Raw genomic sequence first — 23,644 nt, forward strand, 5'->3', positions numbered from 1 at the left:
GGCATGAGTGACGCGCCCGCCGCCAGCCTGACCCCCGCGCCCCGCGCCAGCAACCGCACCCGTGCCTGGGTGCTGGCGGTGCTGGTGATCGTCTACACCTTCAACTTCATCGACCGGCAGATCGTCGGCATCCTCGCCGTGCCGATCAAGGCGGAACTCGGACTCTCCGACACCCAGATCGGCCTGATGAGCGGGCTCGCCTTCGCGCTCTTCTACACCCTGCTCGGCGTGCCGATCGCGATGCTCGCCGACCGGAAGAGCCGGGTGGTCATCATGACCGTCGCGCTGACGGTCTGGTCGGCCATGACCGCCGCCTGCGGCCTCGCGCAGTCCTTCGGCCAGCTCTTCCTCGCACGGCTCGGCGTCGGCGTCGGAGAGGCGGGCGGCGTCGCGCCGGCCTACTCGCTGATCGCCGACTACTTCCCCCCGCAAGAGCGTTCCCGGGCGCTTGCCGTCTACTCCTTCGGCATCCCGGTCGGCAGCGCCATCGGGATCATCCTCGGCGGCATCCTGGCGAGCCTCCTCGACTGGCGGGCGGCGTTCTTCATCGTCGGCGGCGCAGGGCTCCTCGCGGCGCCGCTTCTGAAGCTGACCGTCCGCGAGCCGGTGCGGGGCGGCTTCGACAAGGACGTGCCGCCGCCCGCCTCGGACGTCTGGACCTCGATCAAGGACGTCGTTGCGACCCTCGCGAGGAAGCCGAGCTTCTGGGGGCTGAGCCTCGGCGCGGCCTCGGCGTCGATGATGGGCTACGGCCTCTTCTTGTGGCTGCCCTCCTTCTTCGTACGGAGCTTCGGCGAGGCGCTGCCGGGCTTCTTCTCCTTCATGCCGGACGCGCTCCTGCCGCCGAACCCGGGGCCGCTCCTCTACGCCGCCTACTTCTACGGCGCGATCCTGTTGATCGGCGGCGTGGTCGGCATCTGGATGGGCGGCGCGCTCGCGGACCGTTACGGGCAGACGCGCCGCTCGGCCTACGCGGTCGTGCCCGCCTGCGCCTTCGTCCTCACCGTGCCGTTCCTCGCGATCGGCCTCCTCACCCCGTCGCTCGGCGTCGCCTTCGTCGTCTTCTTGATCCCGACCGCGCTCGGCCTCGTCTGGCTCGGCCCGGTGATCTCGGCCTTCCAGCACCTCGTCCCGCCGCACATGCGGGCGACGGCCTCCGCGGTGTTCTTGTTCGTGAACAACCTGATCGGCATCGGCGTCGGGCAGGCGGCGATCGGAGCGATCTCGGACGGGCTCACAGCAAGGCTCGGCGCGGAGTCCTTGCGCTACGCCATCCTGTCGGGGTGCAGCTTCTACGTGATCGCGGCCGTCCTGATGTTCGTGACGGCGCCGCGGCTTCGCAAAGACTGGCACGAAGCCGGGTAAGGCTGGTTCAGGCGGCAGCCGTGCCCGTCAGGCGAACGGCGCGCACGCCGCTGTCCGTTCCCATCTCGCCCCTCGCCAGGGGGCGCAGGCGGCCGCGCAGGCGCATCGCGATGCCCTCGGCCGCGGCGGGGGGCAGCGGAAGCGTATCGCCCGGCTTCAAAGAGGACACCTTCGCGTAAGGAAGGTCGAGCTCGCCGAGGCATGCTTCGACGGGCAGGCTCGCCGTCAGAAGGCGGCCCGCAGAGATGCCCTTCGCGGTTGGCCGTTCGCTCGGGGTTTGAACGTTCACGACGATCTCGTCGTCATCCTCCAACGTCAGTACGAAGCACGCGGTGGCGAGAGGAACGCCGTCCTCTTCGATCGTCTGACCGGTGCTCCAACCGCCGAAAGCCTCACCGCAAAGTTCCGCCAGCACCGCGGCGCGAAGCGCCTCGTCCGTGACCGGCCCCGCAAAGGCGGCGTCGACGAGCTTCTCCGCCGTCGCAGCGGGCAGGGCGAAACGCAGGCGCGGCGCGGCGGGGGCGCTCGGCCAGACGACCAGAACCTCCTCGTCGGACGGCGGCGCGTCCGCCGAGCGGCGGGCGAACCGGACCGAGCCGAACGTCACCTTGCGGCGCAGGCTCTCGGTCAGAAGCTCCGCAGCGAGAGGACCTTGCGCCTCGCCGCGCGAACGCTGCGCCGCGAGCCGGTCGGGCCAGGCGCGGGGGGCGTTCACCAGCAGGGCAAGACCAGTCGCAGTCATTCACGTCTCCATCCCTAATGACTGTCTCGTTGCGCGTTAAAATCGGATTTACGCTCGCATGAGTAGGTAGGTCCGCACGGACGGGCGGGCGGATGAGCAGCGAAGCGACCATCATCAAGCGGAAACGCGTCGTCGTCGCCGGCGGCCACCACGGCGGGGCGTGGAAGGTCGCCTATGCGGACTTCGTCACCGCGATGATGGCGTTCTTCCTCCTGATGTGGCTCCTGAACGCGACGACGGAGGATCAGCGCAAGGGCCTCGCCGACTACTTCGATCCTTCGATCCCGATCAGCCCGATCTCCGGCGGCGGCACCGACATGCTGGAGGGCGACAGCATCGCCACCTCGGAGAACCTTCCGACCAGGGGCGGCGACGAGGAGGCGATACAGCGCCACCCGGCCGAGATCGAAGCGGCGATCGTCGAAGCGGCGGCAGCCCAGGGTCTCGCCGATGCGGACGGCCGCGTCCGTGTCACCGAGACGGAGGAGGGCATCGTGATCGAACTCTTGGAAGCCCAGCGTCACGCCCTGTTCGCGAAGGGATCGGCCGCACCGTCGAGCGAGCTCCGCGCGCTCCTTTCGGGCGTGGCGGGCGTGATCGACGGCGCGAAGGCCCCGGTGAAGATCACAGGGCACACGGACGGCTACACCTACGACGACCAGGACTACACCAATTGGGAGCTGTCGGCCGACCGGGCCAACACGGCCCGCCGCCTCCTCCTGGCGGAAGGCGTGGACGAGACGAGCTTCGATGAGGTCTCCGGCAGGGCCGACCGTGCGCCGCTGGCAGAAGATCGCCACGATCCGGCCAATCGGCGCATCGCCATCACCCTTCTAGGCAAGAAGGCGGATGCGATGCCGACGCCGTCTCAGCCAATGCGCGCAGGCCTTCGCTGACGAAACCTTCGGTTAAGCCTGTTCGTTTACCAACCGAGACGGGAACGAATAGGCGAGGCCATAGCATGACGATCTCTTCCTCGATGAATGCGGGCATCATGGGGCTCGCCGTCAACGCGACGCGCCTCGCCACGATCTCCGATAACATCGCGAACTCAGATACCTACGGCTACAAGCGAGCGGTCGCCGACTTCTCCTCCATGGTGATCCAGCAGCGCGACAACGCCTACGCGGCGGGCGGCGTTCGCGTGAACGCGTATCGCCAAGTCAACGAGGAAGGCTCGCTCATCTCGACGGGCAACTCGACCGACCTGGCGGTCGCGGGCCGGGGCATGCTGCCCGTGACGACCGCTTCCGGCGCGGCGGAGAACGCGGTCGGGCGGACCTTCATGCTGACGCCGACGGGTTCCTTCTCGCCGGACGAGAACGGTTTCCTCCGCACATCGACCGGCCTCTTCCTGATGGGCTGGCCAACGGACGAGACCGGGGACGTCGGCGCGGTGACGAGGGAGAGCAGCGCCAGCCTCGAGCCCGTCAACGTGCTGGTCAACCGATACACGTCGACGCCTACGGAGCGCATTTCCATGGGCGTCAACCTGCCCGCCGACGCGACCCAAGCGGGCGCGCCGGGCGAGCCCTACGAAGTGCCGATGGAGTACTACGACAACCTCGGGCGGACGCAGATCCTGACCGCCGTCTACACGCCCAACGTGCCCGCGACCGGCAGCAGCAACGCCTGGTCCGTCGAGCTGTTCGACAACTCGACCGGGGTGCCTGTCAGCCTGTCCTCCTTCGACGTAGACTTCCAGGACAACATGACGAGCGGCGGCATGATCAACGCCGTGACGAACAACCCGACCTATGACGCCGCGACGGGCGAGATCACCGTCGACCTGCCGCGGGGTCCGGTTCAGCTCTTCGTCGGACGGACCGGCCAGAACGCGGGCCTGACGCAGCTGGCAGCGGACTTCGCGCCTTACGCGATCCAGCGCGACGGCGCCGCGATCGGCGACCTCCTCAAGGTCGAGGTCGACGAACAGGGCAACCTCGACGCCATCTACGACACGGGCTTCCGCCGTACGCTGTACCGGATCCCGGTCGGCGACGTTCCGAACCCGAACGGCCTCAGCGCCGCCAACAACGGGGCCTTCCGCATGTCCCAGTCGAGCGGCGACGTGTACTTCTGGGACGCAGGCACCGGCCCCGTCGGCGAGACGGTCGGCTACGGCCTCATGGAGTCGACGGTCGACATCGCCTCCGAGCTGACCGGCCTGATCGAGACGCAGCGCGCCTACGCGTCCAACGCCAAGATCATTCAGACGGTGGACGAGATGCTGCAGGAAACCACCAACATCAAAAGGTAGGGTAGCTGATGACCGTCAGCGCGGCGCTCAACATCGCCACCTCCGGCCTCGCGGCCGCCCGCGCGCGCGCGGACGTGGCGGCCGGCAACGTCGCGAACGCGCATACGGAAGGCTACGTCCGCCGGGCGGCGGCGCTCTCCGAGCGGGTCATCGGCACGCAAGGCGCGGGCGTCCGCCTCCTGGGCGAGACCCGCGCGGGCGCCTCTCACCTCACGACCGAGCGGATGCGGGCCGACGCGCTGGCTTCGTCCGCCTCGAGCGGTGCGGAGGCGGCGCGGCGCCTGACGGAACTCTTCGGCGGCCCGAACGACGAGACGGGCGTCCTCGCCGCGCTGGCGGACTTCGAGCGGTCGCTGCGCGACGCGGCCGCGACGCCGGAGTCAGAGACGCTCCTTCTCGGCCTTCGGGACGCGGGACAGGCGCTGACGACGCGCCTCGGGGAAGCCTCCGAGGGCGCGGACGCGATGCGAAGCGAAGCGGACCGCGACATCGGTATCGCCGTCGTCGAGATCAACGACGCGCTGACCCGCCTCGAAGCGCTGAACCGTCTGCCCGCCGGCGAGACGACGCCGGCGGTGGAGGACGAGCGCCAACGCCTGATCGACGGCATCAATGCCGACCTGCCGGTGACCGTCCTCAGGCAGGGCGACGACGTCCACCTCGTGACGGAGGGCGGCGCCTTCCTGCTGACGAGTACCGCGCACACGGTCGAATTCACTCCGATGGGGAGCGTGGGCCGGACGCATGCGCTCGGCGCGCCGCTCTCGGGCATCAGCGTCGACGGCGTCGACCTGACGCCGACGGGGACGGGGCCGCAGCGCTCGAGCTCGGGCCGCATCGCAGCCCTCTTCTCGCAGCGGGACGGAGAGGTTCCGGCCTTTCAAGACGCACTCGACGAAGTCGCGGTCGACCTCGTGACGCGCTTCGCGGCGGATGAGAGCGATCCGACCAAGACGCCGGGGGAGGCTGGCCTCTTCACCGACGGCGGCGATCCCTCTCCGAGCGGGCTCGGCGCGGGGATCGCGGGACGCCTTCGGCTGGCCGCCGCCGTGGATCCGGCGCAGGGCGGCACGGTGACCCGTCTTCGCGACGGCCTCGGCGCCGCGGCGACCGGCCCCATCGGCAATGGCGATCAGCTCGGCCGCTTCCTCTCGACGCTCACCGCGGATGGCGGTCCCGCGGTCCGGGCAAGCGCGCTGTCCGCAGACCAGGGCGCGAAGCTCCAATCGGCGGAGGGACGGTCCGTCGCGGCCGCGATCCGGCAGCGCGGTGCGTCGGACGCCGAGATCGGCGCGCTTGGCGTCGATACGGACAAGGAACTTCAGGACATGATGCTGATCGAACAGGCCTACGCCGCGAACGCGCGGGTCCTGCAGACCGTCTCGGACATGATGGACGTGCTCATGGCGGCCGTCCGATGACGTCGGTCGGCCTCCCCGACGCGTTGTTCCTCGGGTCCTTGCACCGGACCAGCACCCGGCTTCGCACGGAGCTGTCCCGCGCTTCGGCCGAGATGGTCAGCGGCGAGCGGCAGGACCTCTCGCGGACGCTCGGGGCGCGGGCGGGCGAGTTGGCGCTCGTGAACAAGGCGCTCGGCGACGTCGATGCCTCCGCCTCGCGCATGGCGCTGGCGCAGAACCGGCTCCGGCTCGCAGGTGACGCGGTCGGCACGGTGCGCGAGATGATCGACGGCTACGGCGCCCGCGCCCTGACGGACGTGACGCTCGGCGGTGCCGCCGGCCTCATCGAGACCTCGAACACGGCGCGCGCTCTCCTCTCGCAGACGGTCACGACGCTGAACGTCCAGCATGGCGGGCGGACGCTCTTCGCTGGCGACGCCACCGACGGACGGGCGCTGGCGGATGCGGGCGCGATCCTCGACAGCGTCCGCGCCGAGTTGACAGGCGCTGCGGACGCGGCGGAACTCGATGCCCGTTTGACGGCCTTCTTCGCGGAAGGGGGCGGCTTCGATACGCAGGTCTATATGGGCGGGACGGGCAGCGCCGGGGGCGTCGCGCTGTCGGACGGTTCGGTCGTCCCCTTCGCCGCCCGCGCCGACAGTCAGGCGGTACGAAACACGATCGAAGGCCTCGTCCGCCTCGCCCTCGGGCCCGAACTGGGGGAGGGCGGCGTCGAGTGGACGCGCGCTGCCGCAGGCAAGCTCGAGGCGGCGGGCCAAGGGCTGGTCGCCGAGGCGGCGGCGAACGGGCTCGCCGCGAACCGGCTCGACGCCGAGGCCGAGGCGAAGGCCGCCGAGCGCCTCGTCCTGACCGCGACGCGCGAGTCGCTCGCGGGCCGCGACGCCTTCGAAGCGGCTGCCGAGGTCCAGCGCCTCGAAGCCCAGCTCGAAGCCGCCTACACCGTCACGGCGCGCCTCAGCCGCCTCAGCTTCACGGACTACATGCGATGAGACTCTGCCTCGCTCTTCTTAGCTTCCTGGCCGTCCTCGCGCCCCTCGGCGCCGAGGCGGGGGAGGTCCGCCTCAAGGACCTCGTCACGGTGGAAGGCGTGCGGGGGAACGACCTCATCGGCTACGGCCTCGTCGTCGGCCTCGACGGAACGGGCGACACGCTACGAAACTCGCCCTACACGGAAGAAGCGCTTCAGAGCCTGCTGCAGCGGCTCGGCGTCAACGTGGCGGAGGAGAACTTCCGCCCCGACAACGTCGCCGCCGTCCTCGTCACGGCGAGCCTTCCGGCCTTCGCGCGTGCGGGCAGCCAGATCGACGTCACCGTCAGCTCGATCGGCGACGCCGACGACCTGCGCGGGGGGACGCTCGTCATGACGCCGTTGACCGCGGCGAACGGCGAGGTCTTCGCGGTGGCGCAAGGGCCGGTCCTGATCTCGGGCTTCCAGGCCGAAGGCGGCGCCGCGTCCGTGACGCAAGGAACGCCGACCGTCGGGACGATCCCGGCCGGCGCGCGGGTCGAGCGGGAAGTGGACTTCCGCTTCGGCGACCTGCGCGGGGTCGACCTCGCGCTCAAGAACCCCGACTTCACGACCGCCGCCCGCATCGAAGAGGTACTCAACGCCTCGCTCGGCGAGCGCACTGCCGAGGTTCTCGACGCCGGCACGGTCTACCTTCACTTCCCGGGGGGCGAGAACCCGGCGCGGGTGATGAGCGCGATCGAGCGTCTGACGCTGACGCCCGACACGCCCGCCAGGGTCGTCGTCGATCAGCGGTCGGGCACGATCGTCCTCGGCTCCGAGGTACGGATCTCCGCCGTCGCGATCGCCCAGGGCAACCTTTCGATCGCGATCGCCGAGACCCCCGTCGCTTCGCAGCCCGGCGCCTTCGCGGGCGGTCAGACCGCGATCCTTCCGCGGACGAGCATCGCAGTCGACGAGGGCCGCCCCGGCTCGGTCGCGCTGATGCCCGAGACCGTGACCCTGTCGGACCTCGTCTCGGGCCTCAACGCGCTCGGCGTCACGCCGCGCGAGATCATCGACATCCTCAAGAGCATGAAGACGGCCGGCGCGCTCCACGCCGACCTGGTCCTTCAGTAAGGCGCCGGTCAGGCCTCTTCGTCGAGGAGGCTGATCCGGCCGTCTGCGGACGCGGTCAGGACGAAGCCGACGACCTCCGCCTGCGCCTTCTCTCCGGCCGTCTCCGCGATCCCGGCATGGGCCGCCATGCGTTCCTTGAGCTGCCCTGCGAGGCGCTGGGAGATGTTGCCGTAGAAGTATTCCGGCGTCTGCGAGCCGCGCGCCGTGGCGTAGGCGAGCGCCTTGAGAAGGGCGGCCTCCTCCATCTCGCGGAAGAGGATGGGAACGGCGTTGCGCGGCAGGCGCGTCGCCAGCGCGTCGAAGCCGAGCACGCGCTTCTTGATCGCCGCCAAGAAGGCGGGCTCCACGGTCTCGGCGAGGACGGCGAGCGCCGCTTCGCGTCGGGCGGTAGGCAGACGGTTGAGGAGGCCCGCCACCTGCGCCGCCTTGAGCTCGTCGATGCCGCGCGATGCGCCCGGCCCTTCGCTGAAGAAGGCGGTCTCGAGGACAGCGCATACCGCGCGCATGGCGGGCTCGCCGACTTCGTCTCCGGCGACGCGCGCCACCGCCTTCGCCGCGTCTCCTTCGGGCAGGGCACCGGCAACCTCGGCCGCGAAGGCCTCGGGCAGGTGCGAGAGCGCGAGGCCCGCTATGGTCGGCCCCTTCTCCGCCAGGAACGCCGCTACGTCTTCGGGTTTGAGGCCCGCGAGGCGGTCCCACAACGTCTTGGGCGGTTCCGCCTCCGCAGGGGGCAGGGCGGGCATTGCGGGCCCGAACAGCGCGTCGGTCAGAGCGGTCGCCGCCTCCTCGCCGCCGCGCGGACCCGCCTTGCGGATCGCGAGCGCCTCGGCGAAGCGCGCTGCGAGGGCACGCTGCTGACGGACGTTCAGCGTGCGAAGGCTGCGCACGGCCGCCTCGAGGCGTGGCCGGTGGTGCGCGCCGAGGCGTCCCGAGAGCTGCGCCGCCCCCTTCTCGCCGAGCAGCGCGAGGATCACCGCGGCCTGCTCGTCGGCGCTCAGCGGCGGCAGGGCGGTCTCGGGCGCGGCGGGTTTCGTCGCCGGCAAGGTCTCGTCGCGCGGGGTCAGGCTCATCCGGCGTAGCCTCGAAGAAGAGCGGCCGCGATCTTCGTCCAGCCGTCGGCGAGGACGAAGAAGGCGAGCTTGAAGGGGAGGGAGACGACCGCGGGCGGCACCATCATCATGCCCATCGCCATGAGGACGGAGGCGACGACGAGGTCGATGACCAGGAACGGCAAGAAGACCGCGAAGCCGATCTGAAAGGCCGTCTTGATCTCGGACAGCATGAAGGACGGCACGAGGAGGGAGAGCGGCACGTCGTCCGAGACTCCGTCCCAACGGCCCGGCAGGGCCTCGCTCAGCGTCATGAGCGTGCTCTCATGCGTGCGGGCTTCCATGAAGCTGCGGAACGGAACGATGACCGCGTCGAAGGCTTGGACCTCGGTGATCTCGCCATTGCGCAAGGGTTCGATCCCGACCTCCCAGGCCGTCGTGAAGACGGGTTCCATGACGAAGAAGGTGAGGAAGAGCGCGAGGCTCGTGATCATCATGTTGGGCGGCGCCTGCTGAAGCCCGATCGCCTGCCTGAGGAAGGAGAAGACGATCACCATGAGCGGCAGGCAGGTGACCATCATCAGCAGCCCCGGCGCGAGGCTGAGGACGGTGACGACGAGGAAGAGCGGGATCAGCTCCGCGCGCAGGCTCGTCCCCTCCTCGGGCGCCAGCGCCTGAAGGGCCGTGCCGAGCCCCTCCGGCTCCTGCGCCGCGGCGGGACCGAGCGCGAGGAGAGCGAAGAGGAAGAGAGCGAGGGCCGCCCGCACGCTCAGCCGCCGGTGACGTCCAGGATGCGGATGGCGAGGCTGCCGGGGCCTTCCTCGCCTTCGCAAAGTTCCGCCGTCGCGATCTCGATGCCGCCGACGAGGAGGCGGAGCGGCGCCTGAGCGCTTTCCTTGAGCGGAACGAGCGTGTCCGGCGCCCAGCGCGACAGCTCGTCGAGGGAGACGGCCTTCTCGCCGATCAGCACGCTGACCGTGACGGGCACGTCGGCGAGCTTGGCCGAGAGGTTGGCGGGGGCGGGCGCGGCTGTCTGGCTCATGGCGTTCGGTTCCTCCGTTGAGGCTCTAGGCGGCGCGGACGACGGCGTCGTCCTCGAGCCACGCGTCGAGCACGGCTGCGGCGTCGTCGGGGCTCTCCTCGACCAGCACGGTCAGAAGGCCGACGGCGTCCTTCGGCAGGGCGCCGGGCTCGCTCTCGGCGACGGTCTCTGCCCGTTGGGACAGGAGCGGCCGAACGACGAAGACGCCGAGGACGATGACGACCACGCCCAGTATGCCCATCTGAAGGAGGCTCACCGCGCGGGGCAGGACCTCGGCCTCGACGAAGCCCGGCACCTGCGTGACGATGGGCTCGGGCTGGGTGAAGGCCAAGGTGCGCAGAGCGAGCGTGTCGCCGCGGGCCTCGTCGATGCCGGCGGCGCTCGCCACGAGCGCTCTGAGCGCGCTGAGCTCTTCGGGCGTCCGGGCGGCTTCGCCGTCGGCCTCGTTGAGGAGGACCGCGACGGAAAGGCGGGAGATGGCGCCGGGAAGGCGTTCCGTGTGCCGCTCGATCTCGGTCCCCGTATAGACGACCTCCTCCTGCCGGCTGCGACGCAGGGTCTCGCTGCCGTCTTCGGCGTCGAGATCCCCGTCGGGAAGGTTGCTGGCCACGGTGACCACCCCGCCGGACGCGTTCTGGGTGTCGCTTTCCTCGCTCAAGGAACGCTGCGCGATCTGGCGACCGTCCGGGTCGACCACCCGCTCGGTCTCACGCACCGCGTCGCGATCGATCTCGACCGAGGCGGAGACCCGCGCGTTGCCGGGGCCCACGCGCGCTTCGAGGAGGCGGACGAGACGGCCTTCGATCTCCGCGGCGCGGGAGTCCTCGTCGAGGCTCGCGAGCCCTTCGCGGGTGCCCGGGCCCGCGACGACGCCGCGAAGGCTGTCGATCACCGCGACCTGATCCGGGGAGAGTCCCGCGACGGACAACGCCGTCAGCGTCTGCACGGCTCTCGCCTGCTCCTTCGTCAGGCCGAGCGGCGCCTCGATCGTCACCGACGCCGTCTTCTGCGTCGCGTTGCGGCGGAAGGCGGATTCGCGCCCGACGCCCAGATGGACGCGGACCGCGTGGACGCCGGGCATGGCGCGGATCGTGCGGGCGAGCTCACCCTCCTTCGCGCGCCAGTAGGCCGCATCGAACATGTCCGCGGTCGTCGAGAAGCCGTCGAGGTCGTCGAGGAGTTCGTAGCCCGCTTCGCCGTCGCGGGGCAGGCCGCGCCGCGCGAGCTCCAGGCGCAGACGGTCCCGCTCGCTCTGCGGCACGTAGATCGACGTTCCCTTTACGGTGTAGGCGACGCCGAGCCCGTCGAGCTCGGCCATCACCTCGCCGGCCGCGCTGTCCGCGAGACCGGACATGAGCAAGGCCTGGTCCTCGTGACGAGAGAGGCCGACCATCGCGACCATGGCGAGGACGACGGCGGCGACGGCGCCGCCAGCGACGATCCGTTGCCTGAGCGTCAATGCCCGCAAGGCTGCGAGGATCCCGCTTGTGCCCAGGCTCGATGCCACCCCTTAGACCCCGTTCATCTTTCCTAACGGGGTAGATGGGGAACGCTTAACAAACCCTTTACCAATACGGGCGTTTAACCATTCCTACCAACTCAGGATAGGCCTGCGGCCGCGTGCCGGTGGGTCTGAGGCGACGGGGCGAGGCATGGCGGAAGGCAAGAAAGGCGGAGCGCTCGGCATCGCGGCCCTCGCGCTGATCGCGGGGGGCGGAACCTTCGCCATGGTCAAGATCGCATCGAGCGGCCTCGCGCCCAGCTGCGCGGCGGAGGCCGGACCGATCGCGGCGGAAGAGCACCACGACGTGCCGGCGGCCGCCTACGTCGCGCTCGAACCCGTGGTCGTGAGCTTGCGGCCCGGCATCGGCGCGCGTTCGCTTCGGATCGGCATCGCGCTGGGCATGACGGACGATCACGCCGCGCTCGAAGAGGCGCAGGTCCTGCGGCTCAAGGACGGCTTCCTCGGCGATCTGCGGGCGGTGACGCCCGACACGGTCAGCGACCCGGAGGCGTTGCCGGCCCTGCGCGAACAACTCCTGCACAGAGCGCGAAGCGTGCTCGGGCCGGGCGCGGTCGCGGAGATCCTTATCACCGACTTCATGATGACCTGAGGCTATGATCTCCCTTCTCGACGCCGCCCTTCTCTGCCTCTCCTTGTTCACGGCGATCTACTGCGCCGTCCTGAGCCGCCGCTTGCGCCGGCTGCACGACCTCAAGCATGGCCTGGGTGCGGCCGTGGTCGCGATGACGAAGGCCGCCGGTTCCGTCCGGCAGGAGACGACGACGCTGACGGCGAAGACGGCCGGTGCCGCCGAGAGGCTCGAGCGCCTCCTCGGCCGCATCGATGCGTGCGAGCCCAAAGTCGACCTCCTCCTCGAGACGATGGACCGGCAGGCCCGCGAGACCTGGCGCGAGAACAGGGCCCGCATCGAGGCGACGCGCACCGAGGTGACGCTGCTGGCCGCCGACATGCGCGTCCTGATCGAGCTGATGAACGAGCAGGTGCTGAAGAACGCCCAGGACGACGAGCCGGAGCGGCAGGCTAGGACGCGCAGCGCCAGAAGCGCACCCGTACCGGCGGGCAGCCCGGTCCCCAGCCGCGCCGCCCCCGCCGACAACGTCGTCAGGGTCGCCCCTGCCGCGCCGAGCCGTCCCAACCCCTTCGCCCGCCGGGCCGCGGGGGGCGAGTGAACAGCACGGCGATCCTACCGAGCCTCGCCTTCCTCGTCGCGCTGACGGCGGTCGCGCGGACGGGCGGCGAGTTGATCGCCGGCTTTCCCCTGCCGAGCCTTCAAACGTCCGCTTCCGAGGAGGTCGCGGATGTCGAGGAGTCGCTACACGCCCTCGAACGCGAGCGCCTGCTGATCGAGCGGGAGAGGGCGGCCATCGAGGCCGAGGCGCCCGCCGCCCCGGGGGCGGACGCCGAAGCGCGGTTGATGCGGCTCTACGCCGCGATGCCCACCGCGCAGGCCGCCGCCATCCTCGTGGCCCTGCCGCCCGTCGAGGCGAGCCGGATCCTCTCGCGCTTGCCCGAACGCCGAGCGAGCGCGGTCCTCGGCGAGATGGAGACGCCCCAAGCGGTGGCGATCCTGTCGGCGCCGGAGGCGCCCGGGAGCTGATCGGCGCGTCAACCGCGCGGCTCGGCCATCTCTTCGACGAGGCAGATCATTCGCCGCTTCAGCCGCGGCGAAAGGGTCTTGAAGAGCGTCAAGAGCTCGAAATCCTCCGCAGAGAAGCGAAGCCCGCCGGGGGCGCCTGCGCCGGGCGCAGGCTCAGCGGATCTTGGTGAGAGGTCCGCCGCCGGGCCGGAGAAGAAGTGAGAGACCGGAACCTTGAGCACCTCCGAGAACTGATGGAGGCGCGAGACGTTGATGCGGTTCGAGCCGTTCTCGTACTTCTGGATCTGCTGAAGGGTCAGGCCGACCGCCTCACCGAGCGCCTTTTGCGTCAGCCCGCGCATGTTGCGCGCACTGCGCAGGTTTTGGCCGACCCGCAGATCGACTTCGTGGGGCGGCGTGGCGGGGCAGGGCGTTGCGGTACGTGCCAAGCTCGAGGCCCCTTCGTAACGGCGATCTACCTCTACTTGTCGAGGCCACGAAGATCAACCCTAGGTTGAAGCGCTGCACCCCTCACACGCGAGCGCCCTGGTCGATGCGGGTCGCTGGGACCGAAACGGTCGATCCTCGGCATCGCCAGCGTATCGCAAACGCGTAGTGAGGCGTTCGCGATGTGCTATGCCGCCGCTTCCGGGCGCTCTCTGACTGCCCAGCTGGGACGGCAGGTTCTCATGGACGCATCGATCAGGGCACTCATCGAGCGCTGCGGCGACGAAGCCTTGGTGCTCCAAACCCTATACTTCCTGGACGACCACGTCTTCGCGAGCCTCTGCCGTCGCCTCGCGGAGATGTCGCCCGAAGCCCGAAGCGATCTCCTCAGCCTACTGAGCCGCGATCCATCGTTGCCGGTCGAGAGGCCGTGGCCGTCCAGCGCGGCGAACAATGGCTGATCGTTCCCGCTGCGCGAGCACTTAACCTTTCATACATAATGACGCGGGTAACCATTCCCGTATGCTTACCCTCATCGGTCTCGCCGTCACGGTCGTCATGGTCTTCGGCGGGTACACCTTCGCCGGCGGCAAGCTTTCGATCATCCTGCACTCTCTGCCCTACGAGATGACGATGATCGGCGGCGCCGGGCTCGGCGCCTTCCTCGCGGCGAACGACTTCCACGCGATCAAGCAGACGGGCGGGGACATCGTCGCGGTCATCAAGGGGCCGAAGTGGAAGCGCGCCGACTATCAGGACGCCCTCTGCCTAATGCACAAGCTCATCGCCCTCTTCCGCGAGAGCCCGGTCGAAGTCGAAGCGCACATCGAAGACCCCAAGAACTCCGCTCTCTTCTCCAAGTACCCCCGGATCCAATCCGACGGGGTCGCGGTCGAGATCATCTGCGACACGATCCGCAGCATGATGATGAACTTCGACAACCCGCATCAGGTCGAGGAGCTGCTCGAGAAGCAACTCGAGCAGCTGAAGGAGGAGCGGCTGCACGGCGCCCATGCGCTCGGCGCGCTCGCCGATGCGCTGCCCGCGCTCGGCATCGTCGCGGCCGTGCTCGGCGTCATCAAGACCATGGCTTCGATCGACAAGCCGCCGGAGATCCTCGGACAGATGATCGGCGGCGCGCTCGTCGGCACGTTCCTGGGCGTCTTCCTCGCCTACGGCGTCTTCGGTCCGCTGGCGGCCCGCGTTCGGACGGTGCGCGAGCAGGAGCACGCCTTCTACGAGCTGTTCCGCGAGGTGCTCGTCTCCACCCTTCACCGCCACGCGCCCAACATCTGCGTCGAGGTCGGACGCCGCCGCGTTCCTTCGGGTCTGCGCCCGAGCTTCACCGAGCTCGAGACCGCGCTGAAGGAGGCGGCGTGACCGACGCCAGCATCGCGAGCCTCGCGCGGCAGTCGGGCCTCATGAAGGCCCTTTCCGTCACCGCGAACAACATCGCCAACGCCTCCACGCCAGGCTTCAAGGCGGAAGGCACGGTCTTCGCCGAGCACGTCACTCGGACCGGGCGTACGCCCTCCATGTCGATGGGCCACCTGGTCGCGCACGACACCGACTTCACGCCCGGCGGCCTCGACGGCACGGGCGGCACGTTCGACCTCGCCATCGACGGCGAGGGCTTCTTCAAGGTTCAGACGCCGGCCGGGCCGCGGCTTACGCGGGCCGGCGCCTTCACGCTCGACGTGGACGGTCTGGTCGTCGATCCCAACGGCTTCCCCCTCGTCGATGGCGGCGGCTCGCCGATCGAGGTGCCGCCGGAGGCCAAGGACGTCGCCATCGCGCGCGACGGCACGATGAGCATCGACGGCGAGGCCTACGCCGACATCGGCGTCTTCAGGCCGCGCGGGGAACCCGTTCGTGCGGGAAGCAATCACTGGCAGGCGCCCAATGGCGACGACCTGATCGAGGAGCCGCAGGTCCTGCAAGGATTCCTCGAACGCTCCAACGTCTCGGCCGTCGAAGCCTTCGCCGAGATGATCGCCACGCAGCGTCTCTTCGACGCCGGACAGACGCTCTCGCAACAAGAGCACGACCGCCTCAGCGCCCTGATCGCCGCGATCAGGCAGGAGTAGAGCCATGGACGCCCTTCGCACCGCCGCCACCGGCATGGCCGCCCAGCAGACGCGGGTGGACGTGATCGCGAACAACATCTCGAACATGTCGACCACGGCCTACGCGCCGCGCTCGGCCGTGTTCGCGGACCTCATCTATCGGCAGGACGTGACGCCCGGCGCGCTTTCGTCGCGTACGGGAACGATCGTGCCGGCGGGCGTACAGCTCGGCCTCGGCGTCAGGACGGCCGCCATCGCGATGGACATCGGGCAGGGCGGTCTTCGCGCGAGCGGCGGCGACCTCGACCTCGCGATCGAGGGCCGAGGGTTCTTCGAGGTCGAGCTGCCCTCCGGCGAGCAGGCCTTCACGCGCGACGGCAAGTTCGAAGTCAGCGCCGACGGTCAGGTCGTCACCTCGTCGGGCTTTCCGCTCGCGGACGGGATCACGGTGCCGCGCGAAGCCCGGAAGCTGACGATCACGCCGGACGGCGAGGTGATGGCGGAGTTCACGGACGGCACGCCGCCCCAATCGATCGGCGTGATCACGCTGTCGTCCTTCGTCAACGAACGCGGCCTCGAGGCGCTCGGCAGCAACCTGTACCGCGCGACCGAGGCCTCTGGCGATCCGAACCCGGCGCCGCCCGGCCTCGACGGCAACGGCTTCATCCGCCAAGGCTACCTCGAGGAGTCGGGCGTCGACGTCGTCTCCGAGATCGCCGACCTCATCGAGGCGCAGCGCGGCTACGAGCTCAACTCCAAGGTCCTCACCGCCGCCGACGAGATGTACGCCGCCGCGACGAGGATAAGATAATGATCGCGCTGGTTCTTCTGATGTCGGGCGCCGTGCTCGCGGAGAGCCGCCTGCCCGCCGGAACGGTCATCGAGGCGTCGCACGTATCGGGGTGCCAGGCACCCTGCGCGCTCGTCGGGCGACAGTTGACGCGCACGGTGTTCGAAGGCCGCGAAGTCGTGCTCGGCGACACGAAGATGCCCGACCTCGTCCAGCGCAACGCCCTCGTCACCCTCGTCGCCAGGAAGGGCGCGATGCGCCTCGAAGCCGAAGGTCGCGCCCTCGGCGCGGGCGGCGAAGGCGAGGAGATCAGCGTGATGAACACGGCGACCCGCCGGGTCGTCAGCGGCACGGTCCTCGCCTCGGGCCTCGTCGAGGTGCGCCCATGAAGCGCATCCTCGTCCTCGCCTTCGTCCTCGCCTTCGTCCTCGTCGCCTGCGCTTCGAGGCCGGACTACCCCGTAGAAGAGCCGCTGCCGCAGGTCGCGACCCGCAACTACGGAAAGCCCCCCGCGACCGCGAGCCTGTGGAACCAGGATCCCCAGAGCCTCTTCGGCAACAGGCGCGCGCGCGAGGTCGGCGACATCCTCACCGTCATCGTCTCGGTCGACGACGAGGCCGAGATGCAGAACAGCATGGATGCGACGCGCACCAACGAGGAGGACTTCTCCGTCAACGCGCTCTTCGGCCTGCCGGAGTGGGCGAACGGCGTCCTGCCCCTGGGCGCTCGCGTAGACCCTGCGGTCGCCTTGTCGCGCAGCAAGGCCGCTCAAGGGTCGGGCAGCATCGCCCGCCAGGAAAAGGTGACGCTGGAACTCGCAGCGGTCGTCGTCGACCAGCTGCCGAACGGCCACCTCGTCATCGAGGGCACCCAACGCATCCGCGTCAACGCGGAAACCCGCGACCTCAAGGTCAGCGGCGTCGTGCGCCCCGAGGACATCACGCGCGACAACACGATCAGCCACGAGAAGATCGCGAGCGCCGACATCGTCTACTCCGGCCACGGACAGGTCGCCGGTACGACCAAGCCGAAGGTCGGCTCGCGTCTCCTCGACATCCTGGTGCCGTTCTGATGAAGAAGCTTCTTCCCGCCCTGATCGTCCTCATCGCCGTCCTCGGGGGCGGGGCGGGCGCGATGATGACGATGACGAAGAAGCCGAAGGCGCATGGCGAAGAGGCGAAGGTCGACGTCCACCACGCCGAAGCGCCGAAGCAGGCCGGCTACTTCAAGTTCAAGCGTCCCTTCATCGTGCCCGTCGTGTCGGAGGAGAAGATCACGTCGCTCGTCATGATCGACCTTTCGATCGAGATGGATGCGGGTGCGGCCAAGGACTACCTCGCACGCGAGCCGAAGGTACGCGACGGCTTGATGCGGGCCCTGCTCGGCCTTTCCAACGAAGGCTACTTCACCGGCGACATCAGCAACATCGAGACCTACGACGCGGTCCGGGATCGCCTGACCGAGGAAGCGAAGCTCACGCTGGGCGACACGGTCGTCAGCGTTCTGATCCTCGACTATGCTCGACAGGAACGCTGACGGCCGGCGCTGACCGGCGTCAGACCTGATCTTGAAGGGCGAGAGACAGCATCTCGGCGATCGCTTCGAGGTGCTTGTTCGTCTCGACCTGCTGCTCGACGGACGAGAACGTCGCCAGCTGCTCGACGAACTGCGTCGAGTCGAGCGGCGCCAGCGGATCCTGATGCCGGACCTGCGCCGTCAGCATGGTGAGGAAGGCGTCGAAGTCGGCTTTGGGTGCCGACTGAGCGGCGGGTGTATCGGCGCCTTGGCTCATGGCGGCGGTGACGGCGTTGACGGACATGGGGTAGCTCCTACAGCCTGAGATCGATCCGGCCGCTCGCGGGAGCGGGGCGGGCGGCCGCCGGCGCCGCCGGCAGATCGTGAACGTGGAAAGCGAGCTGGCTCATCCGCTGGCGGTCGGCATCATCGCCGCCGCCTTGCGAGGCCTGACCCCAGCTCAACGTCGCGTCGCCGAGCCCGGCGGCGGTCAACTCGCGCTGAAGCCAGTCCGCGTGCCGCCGCAGCAGCGCGCCGGTATCGGGGTTGTCGGTCGAGACGAGGGCGGTAACGGCACCGCGCTTGTGGAAGTCGAACTCGATCTGGACGCGACCGAGGTCGGGGGGGTCGAGCCGCACCGTGACGGACCGCTCGTCGCTTCGCAGGCGAACGGCGTCGAGGACCTGCATGGCCGGTTCGCCGGGCGCAGGCGCGGCCTGGGTCTCGAGCCGCGAGGGCGCGGAGGCGTTGCCGACGCCGCTCGTCTGGGTCGGCGGGGCGTTCATCGGTTCGGTGCCGAGGGGAACCCTCGAGCCCTCGGGCAGGGCGCTCGGCCCGGCCATGGAAAGGTCTGCCGGCTTCTGCGTGGCCGAGGCGGACCGGTCCGCCGATGGGTGCGCCAGCTCCGCTTCCGCCGAGGCTGCGGCGTCGCGGTTCGCGCGCGAGGGCGCGGGTCTCTCGATATCCAGAAGGCCGGACGGCTGGTCGGGTTCGCTCGATCCGACCGCCGCGATGGGTTCGGCCGTTCCTGCGGTCGCGGCAGGGGTGGGGCTCTCGGCCGGTTCGCCCGCCGGGCTGACCGCCTGGCGGCCACCCGCTACCGGCACTGGGACCGGCGCGCTCCTTCCGCCCGGAAGAGAAGGAAGGCTCCGGGCCTCCGCGGCCTCGGCTGCGTCCGCGACCAACGCCTCAGAATCGCTCGTCTCGCCCGAAGCCGCTGCGTTCGCCTGCGGAAGGATGACCGAGAGGGTCTGCGAAGCGTCGGTCGGGACGAGGGCGTCCGCCGACGCCTCCTCTGTCTTCAACGGTCCGTCTACCACGCCCGTTTCGATGGTCCGGGTGGCGGGTGCCGTCGCCAGGGACAGAAGGCCGCCCTCCGAACCGCCCAAAATGGCGGCGAACTCCGCTGCCGAGGGCGCGTCCCCTTTGATCGCCTGACCCTCGGGGGGCGCAGCGCCGGCATTGGTCGTCGTGAGAGGAAGAAGAAGGCTCGGCATGGTCCCGGCGGCAGGTGAGTCTTGAGGGACTATCGTCCAACAGGGTTTACCGACCCTTTACACGCGTCTCGTTACGTCTCTTGCAACGCAGGAGGCGATCATACCTATACCAAGCATCAGTGCAGTCGCCACGCCGTCGCCTGCCGGCGCGTCGCCGCTGCGCGAGAAGGCCGAGCAGCTGGAGTCGGCCTTCCTCGCGGAGATGCTGAAACATGCGGGCGTCGCCGAAGCCTTCGGCGCGCAAGGAACGGGAGAGGGCGACGCCTTCTCCAGCTTCCTGCTCGAGGCGGTCGCGGACCAGATGGCGCAGGACGGCGGCATCGGCCTGGCCGACAGGTTCTACGCGGAGCTTGCGGCCCGGCAGGACGACACGGCCTCGACGGACGCCACGCTGTGACCGCGAAGGCGCTCCTGACGCTGCTGGCGGAAGAGAAGGCGGCGCTGCTCGGTGGCCGCCTCGACACGCTGCCCGCCTACCAGGAAGAGAAGGCCCGCCTCGCCACGGTGCTCGAGACGCGCGGGGCCGATGCGAACAGCCTCGACGCCGTGCGCAGCGCGGTGGAGGAGAACCATCGCCTCCTCGGCCTGGCCCTGACGGCCTGCCGTTCGGCCTCCGACCGGCTCGGATCCCTGCAACAGCGCGCGCGCACGGTCGGTTACACGGCGGCGGGCGGCCGTCTCACGCATACGGATCAGGCAGTGGAAAGAGGGACGCGCGTTTAAGCGAATATTATCGCATGGCGCGGTAAGGCTTCCTCGGGGCAACTTCAGAGATGTTGCGCCGGGGTCGACCCCGGTTTCGTCAGAAGGACGGACTCGTCAGTTTGAGTGAATGGGCAGGATCTCATGACGAGCATCAATACCAACCAGAGCGCGATGGTCGCGCTCGACACGCTGCAGAACATCAACAAGAGCCTGCAGACGGTTCAGAGCCAGATCTCGACCGGCCGCAAGATCAACACGGCCCGCGACAACGCCGCCGTGTGGGCGATCTCCACGACGATGGAATCGGACGTCGCTGCGTTCAAGACGATCACGGACAGCCTCAATCTGGGCGCCGCGACCGTGGGCGTCGCGCGTTCGGCCTCCGAGACCGTGACCGGCCTCCTCAAGGAGATGAAGAGCCTGATCGTGTCCGCGGCGGAAGAGAACGTCGACCGGACGAAGATCCAGACCGACATCACGGCGCTCCGTAACCAGATCGCCGACACCGTCGATGCTGCGCAGTTCAACGGCCTGAACCTTCTGAAGGGCGGCGACTCGGTCTCGCTCCTCTCCTCGCTGAACCGCGATGCGAGCAACAACGTGACGGCGGACAAGATCGCCGTGAACCGCGTCGACCTGACGGAGACGGCCGGCGTCGCTTCGACGACGAACATCGCGAGCGGCGAGGCGGGCTTCGTGACGGACTCCGGGTCCGGCACGCTGGCAGACGGCTCCGGCACGCCGACCACCGCTACGCTGACCTTCACGGGCGGCGACCTCGCGGCGGGTGATCTGTTCAGCCTGACGGCGGGCGGCGTCACTGTAGAGTACACCGCCTCGGCGGGCGACACGGCGGCTGACGTCGCTTCGGCGCTGAAGACCGCCGCGGAAGCGGACGCCGGCTTCTCCGCCGACGTGGCGCTCGCGATCTCGACGTCTGGCGACGATACGGTCCTGACGGTCACCAACAGCGGTGCGGCCACCTCCGCTTACAGCGCGACGGCCAAGACCGGCGGTACCGCTGCGGGCGGCCTCTCGGGCCTCGCCGACATCGACGTCACGACGACCGAAGGTGCCGCTGCGGCGCTGACCTCGATCGAGACGATGCTGAACACGGCGATCGACGCCTCGGCTGGCTTCGGCTCCGCGCAGAAGCGGGTCGACATCCAGAACGACTTCATCGGTTCGCTGATCGACTCGCTGGAGATCGGCGTGTCGGCTCTGACCGACGCGAACCTGGAAGAGGCCTCGGCCCGCCTCCAGGCGCTCCAGGTCCAGCAGCAGCTCGGCCTTCAGTCGCTGTCGATCGCCAACCAGGCGCCGCAGTCGATCCTGTCGCTGTTCCGCTGATCCAACTGGCCGGCGCGCGTCAGCGCGCCGGCCTCTCTCCTGATTGGACGACCCGATGTACTCAGACGCCCAGGCTGGCTACGCGCAGGCCCGCCGGCAGACTCTCTCCCCCCGCGGCGCGGAGCGTGCGCTCCTTCTCGAGCTCGCAGGCCAGCTGGGACGGGACGAACAACCCTTTACGGCCCTCGCCGACGCGGTTCACCGCAACGTACAGCTCTGGACGACGCTCGCGACCGACCTCTCCAGCCCTCAGAACGCCCTTCCTCCCGAGATCAGAGGATCCCTCCTCAGCCTGGCGGGCTTCGTGCTCCGCCACTCGAACGGGGTCTTGAGCGAGAGCGCCGACGCGAAGGTTCTCGCTGACATCAATCGCCAGGTCGCGGCCGGGCTTGCGGCTCCCACTCGAGAAAAGGCGGCCTAGAATGGGACGACTGACCCTCACCCTCCGTCCAAACGAACGCTTCCTGGTCGGCGGCTGCCTCGTCGAGAACGGCCCGAAGCGCTCCGCCATCACGGTCATGGATGAGGGGACCTTCGTCCTCAGGCTGTCCGATGCGCTGCACCCGAACGCGGTGAAGACGCCGGTGCGCCGTGCCTACTACGCCGCGCAGCTGATCCTCGCGAACGAGTGCTCGCCGGAGGATGGAAAAGCCGCCCTGGAGGTGCAGCTCGCCGCTCTGGCCGATGTGTTCGCCGGAACGCCGCACATCGAGGACGTCGACCGTGCCGCCGCCTTCGCCTCGGCGGGCCGTTTTCACGGCGTGCTGATGGCGCTGAAGCCGCTCTTCACGGTCGAGGACGAGATGCTGGGCTGCGATTCGGAAGAACGTAAGGCCATCGCCTCGCGGTAACGTTAACCATATGTTCAACCGATCGTAAGCATTCTGACCGCGACGTTAACGCCGGGCCCGGCCCGGCAGGCGGGGCGGAATGATCGGATCCAAGCTCGGCATGCTCGACATCGCACGCGCGATGGCGACCCATGCCACCGAGGCGCAGCGGGTCGCGGCGACCAACATCGCGCAGGCGGACACGCCAGGCTACAAGGCTCGTGCGGCTGAAAGCTTCGCCGAGGCTTACCGGGCGGGGCGCGCCACGCCGCAGGTTTCGATCGACAAGACCGCGGCCTCCGATCCGAACGGCAACTCCGTCTCGCTCGAAGCGCAGGTCATGGCGCTTTCGCAAGCGCGGGGCGAGCACGACCTGGCGCTCGGCGTCTGGGACCAGGCGCTGAGCCTCTACCGCACCGTTCTCGGGCGGGGCCGCTAATGGTCGATCCCATCACCGCCGCCATGCGCGCCGCCGCCGACGGCATGGGTGCGCAGAGCCTCCGCCTCCGGACGGTCCACGAGAACCTCTCCAACGTCGACACGCCCGGCTACCACCGCAAGCTTTTGACCTTCGAAGCGGGGCAGGGCGACGCTGCGGTGTCGGTCGCTGCGCTCAGCCTCGACCAGAAGTCGCTCAACCGCGTGCTCGACCCCGGCCATCCGCTCGCGGACCCGGACGGCTACGTCGAGATGAGCAATGTCGACATGCTGGTCGAAGTGACCGACGCCCGCGAAGCCAAGCGCAGCTTCGAAGCCAACCTCGAGGCCTTCCGTCAGGCCCGCGAAACCTACTCCAACCTCATCCGACTTCTGAGGCGATAGATGTCAGACCTTTCCGCCCTCGGCGCCCTCAACGGCTACGCCCAGATCGGCAAGCCGGCCGCCCCCGCCAAGACGCAAAGCGCCGAGCCCGCCGCGAAGCAGGCCGCCGAGAGCTTCGCGCAGGTCTTCGATCAGGCCGACGAAGCCGTCGCGCAGCTCGCCAAGGGCGAGGGGACGGCGCAGGCCGTGGTCGAGGCGATGGCGCAGGCCGAGCTGGCGCTCGACGCCGCCGTCACGATCCGCGACCGCGTCGTCGAGGCGTATCAGGAAATCCTGCGGATGCCGGTCTGATGCTGAGCGACGCGCAGATCATCGACCTCGCCCGCCAGGCCATGCTGACGGCCGCGATGATGGCGGCGCCCCTTCTGTTGACGGCCCTCGTCGCGGGCGTCGTCGTGGGCCTTCTCCAGGCGCTGACCTCGGTTCAGGAGATGACCCTGACCTTCGTGCCCAAGGGCGCCGCGATGCTGCTCGTCTTCTGCCTGACGGCGAGCTTCATGGTCGGTCTGTGCATGCGCCTCTTCGACACGGCCGTCCTGCCGGTGATCGCACCGTAA

33 protein-coding genes are annotated in these 23,644 nt (G+C 69.3%); 25 read left to right on the forward strand and 8 right to left on the reverse strand.

Translation table 11 applies throughout. The annotated features are described in order from the left end of the window. Positions 1-3 precede the first annotated feature (3 nt). Positions 4-1,365 (forward strand): spinster family MFS transporter, encoded by a 1,362-nt coding sequence (locus GGQ59_RS10655; protein ID WP_183818376.1) that lies wholly within the window; start codon positions 4-6, stop codon positions 1,363-1,365. Positions 1,366-1,372: 7 nt separating this feature from the next. Here GGQ59_RS10655 and GGQ59_RS10660 read toward each other — a convergent pair whose 3' ends face one another. Next, complete coding sequence (locus tag GGQ59_RS10660) at positions 1,373-2,107, reverse strand: FliM/FliN family flagellar motor switch protein (RefSeq protein WP_183818378.1); 735 nt, start codon at positions 2,105-2,107, stop codon at positions 1,373-1,375. 92 nt (positions 2,108-2,199) lie between these two features. Between GGQ59_RS10660 and GGQ59_RS10665 the strand changes: the two genes are divergently transcribed. From GGQ59_RS10665 to GGQ59_RS10685, 5 genes are all read left to right on the forward strand, one after another. After that, entirely contained in the window at positions 2,200-3,003 is an 804-nt protein-coding gene (locus GGQ59_RS10665; protein ID WP_183818380.1) for a flagellar motor protein MotB, read from the forward strand. Between the two features lie 65 nt (positions 3,004-3,068). Further along, the gene (locus tag GGQ59_RS10670; protein WP_183818383.1) at positions 3,069-4,367 is read left to right on the forward strand and encodes a flagellar hook protein FlgE; all 1,299 of its coding nucleotides are present in this window, start codon (positions 3,069-3,071) and stop codon (positions 4,365-4,367) included. Between the two features lie 8 nt (positions 4,368-4,375). Continuing rightward, positions 4,376-5,788, forward strand: a complete 1,413-nt coding sequence (locus GGQ59_RS10675) for a FlgK family flagellar hook-associated protein (RefSeq protein ID WP_183818385.1) — start codon at positions 4,376-4,378, stop codon at positions 5,786-5,788. Next, positions 5,785-6,777, forward strand: coding sequence for a flagellin (locus GGQ59_RS10680; RefSeq protein WP_183818387.1), 993 nt, complete (start codon positions 5,785-5,787; stop codon positions 6,775-6,777). Before GGQ59_RS10675 ends, GGQ59_RS10680 begins: the two co-directional genes overlap by 4 nt. Continuing rightward, positions 6,774-7,874 (forward strand): flagellar basal body P-ring protein FlgI, encoded by a 1,101-nt coding sequence (locus GGQ59_RS10685; RefSeq protein ID WP_183818389.1) that lies wholly within the window; start codon positions 6,774-6,776, stop codon positions 7,872-7,874. Before GGQ59_RS10680 ends, GGQ59_RS10685 begins: the two co-directional genes overlap by 4 nt. 8 nt (positions 7,875-7,882) lie before the next feature. On the opposite strand, the gene GGQ59_RS10690 is transcribed toward GGQ59_RS10685, so the two are convergent. Genes GGQ59_RS10690 through fliF form a run of 4 tightly spaced genes read right to left on the reverse strand, consistent with a single transcriptional unit; the run spans position 7,883 to position 11,472 of the window. After that, complete coding sequence (locus tag GGQ59_RS10690; RefSeq protein WP_183818391.1) at positions 7,883-8,944, reverse strand: FliG C-terminal domain-containing protein; 1,062 nt, start codon at positions 8,942-8,944, stop codon at positions 7,883-7,885. Further along, the gene (gene fliP, locus GGQ59_RS10695; RefSeq protein WP_183818393.1) at positions 8,941-9,690 is read right to left on the reverse strand and encodes a flagellar type III secretion system pore protein FliP; all 750 of its coding nucleotides are present in this window, start codon (positions 9,688-9,690) and stop codon (positions 8,941-8,943) included. The genes GGQ59_RS10690 and fliP overlap by 4 nt, the downstream gene beginning before the upstream one ends. Positions 9,691-9,692: 2 nt before the next feature. Then, on the reverse strand, positions 9,693-9,965 hold the full coding sequence (locus GGQ59_RS10700) for a FliM/FliN family flagellar motor switch protein (protein WP_183818395.1): 273 nt from the start codon (positions 9,963-9,965) through the stop codon (positions 9,693-9,695). Between the two features lie 25 nt (positions 9,966-9,990). After that, on the reverse strand, positions 9,991-11,472 hold the full coding sequence (gene fliF, locus GGQ59_RS10705; RefSeq protein ID WP_183818397.1) for a flagellar basal-body MS-ring/collar protein FliF: 1,482 nt from the start codon (positions 11,470-11,472) through the stop codon (positions 9,991-9,993). 145 nt (positions 11,473-11,617) lie between these two features. Here fliF and GGQ59_RS10710 point away from each other — a divergent pair, with 145 nt between their 5' ends. From GGQ59_RS10710 to GGQ59_RS15470, 3 genes are read left to right on the forward strand one after another with little or no spacing between them, the layout of a single operon-like run. Then, complete coding sequence (locus tag GGQ59_RS10710; protein ID WP_183818399.1) at positions 11,618-12,079, forward strand: flagellar basal body-associated FliL family protein; 462 nt, start codon at positions 11,618-11,620, stop codon at positions 12,077-12,079. Between the two features lie 4 nt (positions 12,080-12,083). Further along, a complete protein-coding gene (locus GGQ59_RS10715) occupies positions 12,084-12,659 on the forward strand; it encodes a hypothetical protein (RefSeq protein WP_183818401.1) in 576 nt (191 codons plus the stop codon). Beyond that, on the forward strand, positions 12,656-13,087 hold the full coding sequence (locus GGQ59_RS15470; RefSeq protein WP_183818403.1) for a magnesium transporter MgtE N-terminal domain-containing protein: 432 nt from the start codon (positions 12,656-12,658) through the stop codon (positions 13,085-13,087). The genes GGQ59_RS10715 and GGQ59_RS15470 overlap by 4 nt, the downstream gene beginning before the upstream one ends. Positions 13,088-13,095: 8 nt before the next feature. Here GGQ59_RS15470 and GGQ59_RS10725 read toward each other — a convergent pair whose 3' ends face one another. Continuing rightward, the gene (locus tag GGQ59_RS10725; RefSeq protein ID WP_221400993.1) at positions 13,096-13,515 is read right to left on the reverse strand and encodes a helix-turn-helix domain-containing protein; all 420 of its coding nucleotides are present in this window, start codon (positions 13,513-13,515) and stop codon (positions 13,096-13,098) included. Between the two features lie 240 nt (positions 13,516-13,755). On the opposite strand from GGQ59_RS10725, the gene GGQ59_RS10730 reads away from it, so the two are divergent. The 7 genes from GGQ59_RS10730 to GGQ59_RS10760 all read left to right on the forward strand — a co-directional run bounded on the left by GGQ59_RS10730 (position 13,756) and on the right by GGQ59_RS10760 (position 17,905). Continuing rightward, positions 13,756-13,974, forward strand: a complete 219-nt coding sequence (locus GGQ59_RS10730; RefSeq protein WP_183818405.1) for a hypothetical protein — start codon at positions 13,756-13,758, stop codon at positions 13,972-13,974. A 61-nt stretch (positions 13,975-14,035) separates the two neighbouring features. Further along, entirely contained in the window at positions 14,036-14,893 is an 858-nt protein-coding gene (gene motA / locus GGQ59_RS10735) for a flagellar motor stator protein MotA (RefSeq protein ID WP_183818407.1), read from the forward strand. Further along, entirely contained in the window at positions 14,890-15,600 is a 711-nt protein-coding gene (locus GGQ59_RS10740) for a flagellar hook-basal body complex protein (RefSeq protein WP_183818409.1), read from the forward strand. The genes motA and GGQ59_RS10740 overlap by 4 nt, the downstream gene beginning before the upstream one ends. A gap of 4 nt (positions 15,601-15,604) precedes the next feature. Then, a complete protein-coding gene (gene flgG, locus GGQ59_RS10745) occupies positions 15,605-16,390 on the forward strand; it encodes a flagellar basal-body rod protein FlgG (protein ID WP_183818411.1) in 786 nt (261 codons plus the stop codon). Next, entirely contained in the window at positions 16,390-16,758 is a 369-nt protein-coding gene (gene flgA, locus GGQ59_RS10750; RefSeq protein ID WP_183818413.1) for a flagellar basal body P-ring formation chaperone FlgA, read from the forward strand. The genes flgG and flgA overlap by 1 nt, the downstream gene beginning before the upstream one ends. Further along, on the forward strand, positions 16,755-17,441 hold the full coding sequence (locus GGQ59_RS10755; RefSeq protein ID WP_183818415.1) for a flagellar basal body L-ring protein FlgH: 687 nt from the start codon (positions 16,755-16,757) through the stop codon (positions 17,439-17,441). The genes flgA and GGQ59_RS10755 overlap by 4 nt, the downstream gene beginning before the upstream one ends. After that, positions 17,441-17,905 carry a flagellar basal body-associated FliL family protein gene (locus GGQ59_RS10760; RefSeq protein WP_183818417.1) on the forward strand — a complete coding sequence of 155 codons (465 nt, stop codon included), beginning with the start codon at positions 17,441-17,443 and terminating at the stop codon, positions 17,903-17,905. The genes GGQ59_RS10755 and GGQ59_RS10760 overlap by 1 nt, the downstream gene beginning before the upstream one ends. Before the next feature lie 19 nt (positions 17,906-17,924). Here the strand turns inward: GGQ59_RS10760 and GGQ59_RS10765 are convergent, their stop codons facing one another. Together GGQ59_RS10765 and GGQ59_RS10770 are read right to left on the reverse strand one after the other, a co-directional pair. Beyond that, complete coding sequence (locus GGQ59_RS10765; protein WP_183818419.1) at positions 17,925-18,188, reverse strand: flagellar hook assembly protein FlgD; 264 nt, start codon at positions 18,186-18,188, stop codon at positions 17,925-17,927. Positions 18,189-18,198: 10 nt separating this feature from the next. Then, on the reverse strand, positions 18,199-19,380 hold the full coding sequence (locus GGQ59_RS10770) for a flagellar hook-length control protein FliK (RefSeq protein WP_183818421.1): 1,182 nt from the start codon (positions 19,378-19,380) through the stop codon (positions 18,199-18,201). Positions 19,381-19,582: 202 nt separating this feature from the next. Here GGQ59_RS10770 and GGQ59_RS10775 point away from each other — a divergent pair, with 202 nt between their 5' ends. The 9 genes from GGQ59_RS10775 to GGQ59_RS10815 all read left to right on the forward strand — a co-directional run bounded on the left by GGQ59_RS10775 (position 19,583) and on the right by GGQ59_RS10815 (position 23,644). Beyond that, entirely contained in the window at positions 19,583-19,777 is a 195-nt protein-coding gene (locus tag GGQ59_RS10775; RefSeq protein WP_183818423.1) for a rod-binding protein, read from the forward strand. Further along, positions 19,774-20,103, forward strand: a complete 330-nt coding sequence (locus tag GGQ59_RS10780; protein ID WP_183818425.1) for a hypothetical protein — start codon at positions 19,774-19,776, stop codon at positions 20,101-20,103. The genes GGQ59_RS10775 and GGQ59_RS10780 overlap by 4 nt, the downstream gene beginning before the upstream one ends. Before the next feature lie 123 nt (positions 20,104-20,226). Continuing rightward, positions 20,227-21,435: a flagellin gene (locus GGQ59_RS10785; RefSeq protein ID WP_183818427.1), complete on the forward strand. Its 1,209-nt coding sequence runs from the start codon at positions 20,227-20,229 to the stop codon at positions 21,433-21,435. 55 nt (positions 21,436-21,490) lie between these two features. Next, on the forward strand, positions 21,491-21,856 hold the full coding sequence (locus GGQ59_RS10790) for a flagellar biosynthesis regulator FlaF (RefSeq protein ID WP_183818429.1): 366 nt from the start codon (positions 21,491-21,493) through the stop codon (positions 21,854-21,856). A gap of 1 nt (position 21,857) precedes the next feature. Continuing rightward, entirely contained in the window at positions 21,858-22,286 is a 429-nt protein-coding gene (locus GGQ59_RS10795) for a flagellar biosynthesis repressor FlbT (RefSeq protein WP_183818431.1), read from the forward strand. A 79-nt stretch (positions 22,287-22,365) separates the two neighbouring features. Further along, the gene (locus GGQ59_RS10800) at positions 22,366-22,704 is read left to right on the forward strand and encodes a hypothetical protein (RefSeq protein WP_183818433.1); all 339 of its coding nucleotides are present in this window, start codon (positions 22,366-22,368) and stop codon (positions 22,702-22,704) included. Beyond that, a complete protein-coding gene (locus tag GGQ59_RS10805; protein ID WP_183818435.1) occupies positions 22,704-23,087 on the forward strand; it encodes a flagellar basal body rod C-terminal domain-containing protein in 384 nt (127 codons plus the stop codon). Before GGQ59_RS10800 ends, GGQ59_RS10805 begins: the two co-directional genes overlap by 1 nt. Then, positions 23,088-23,378 (forward strand): flagellar hook-basal body complex protein FliE, encoded by a 291-nt coding sequence (gene fliE, locus GGQ59_RS10810; RefSeq protein WP_183818437.1) that lies wholly within the window; start codon positions 23,088-23,090, stop codon positions 23,376-23,378. Then, positions 23,378-23,644, forward strand: coding sequence for a flagellar biosynthetic protein FliQ (locus GGQ59_RS10815; protein ID WP_221400994.1), 267 nt, complete (start codon positions 23,378-23,380; stop codon positions 23,642-23,644). Before fliE ends, GGQ59_RS10815 begins: the two co-directional genes overlap by 1 nt.

It is taken from the genome of Parvularcula dongshanensis (assembly GCF_014199615.1).
GTDB lineage: Bacteria > Pseudomonadota > Alphaproteobacteria > Caulobacterales > Parvularculaceae > Parvularcula > Parvularcula dongshanensis.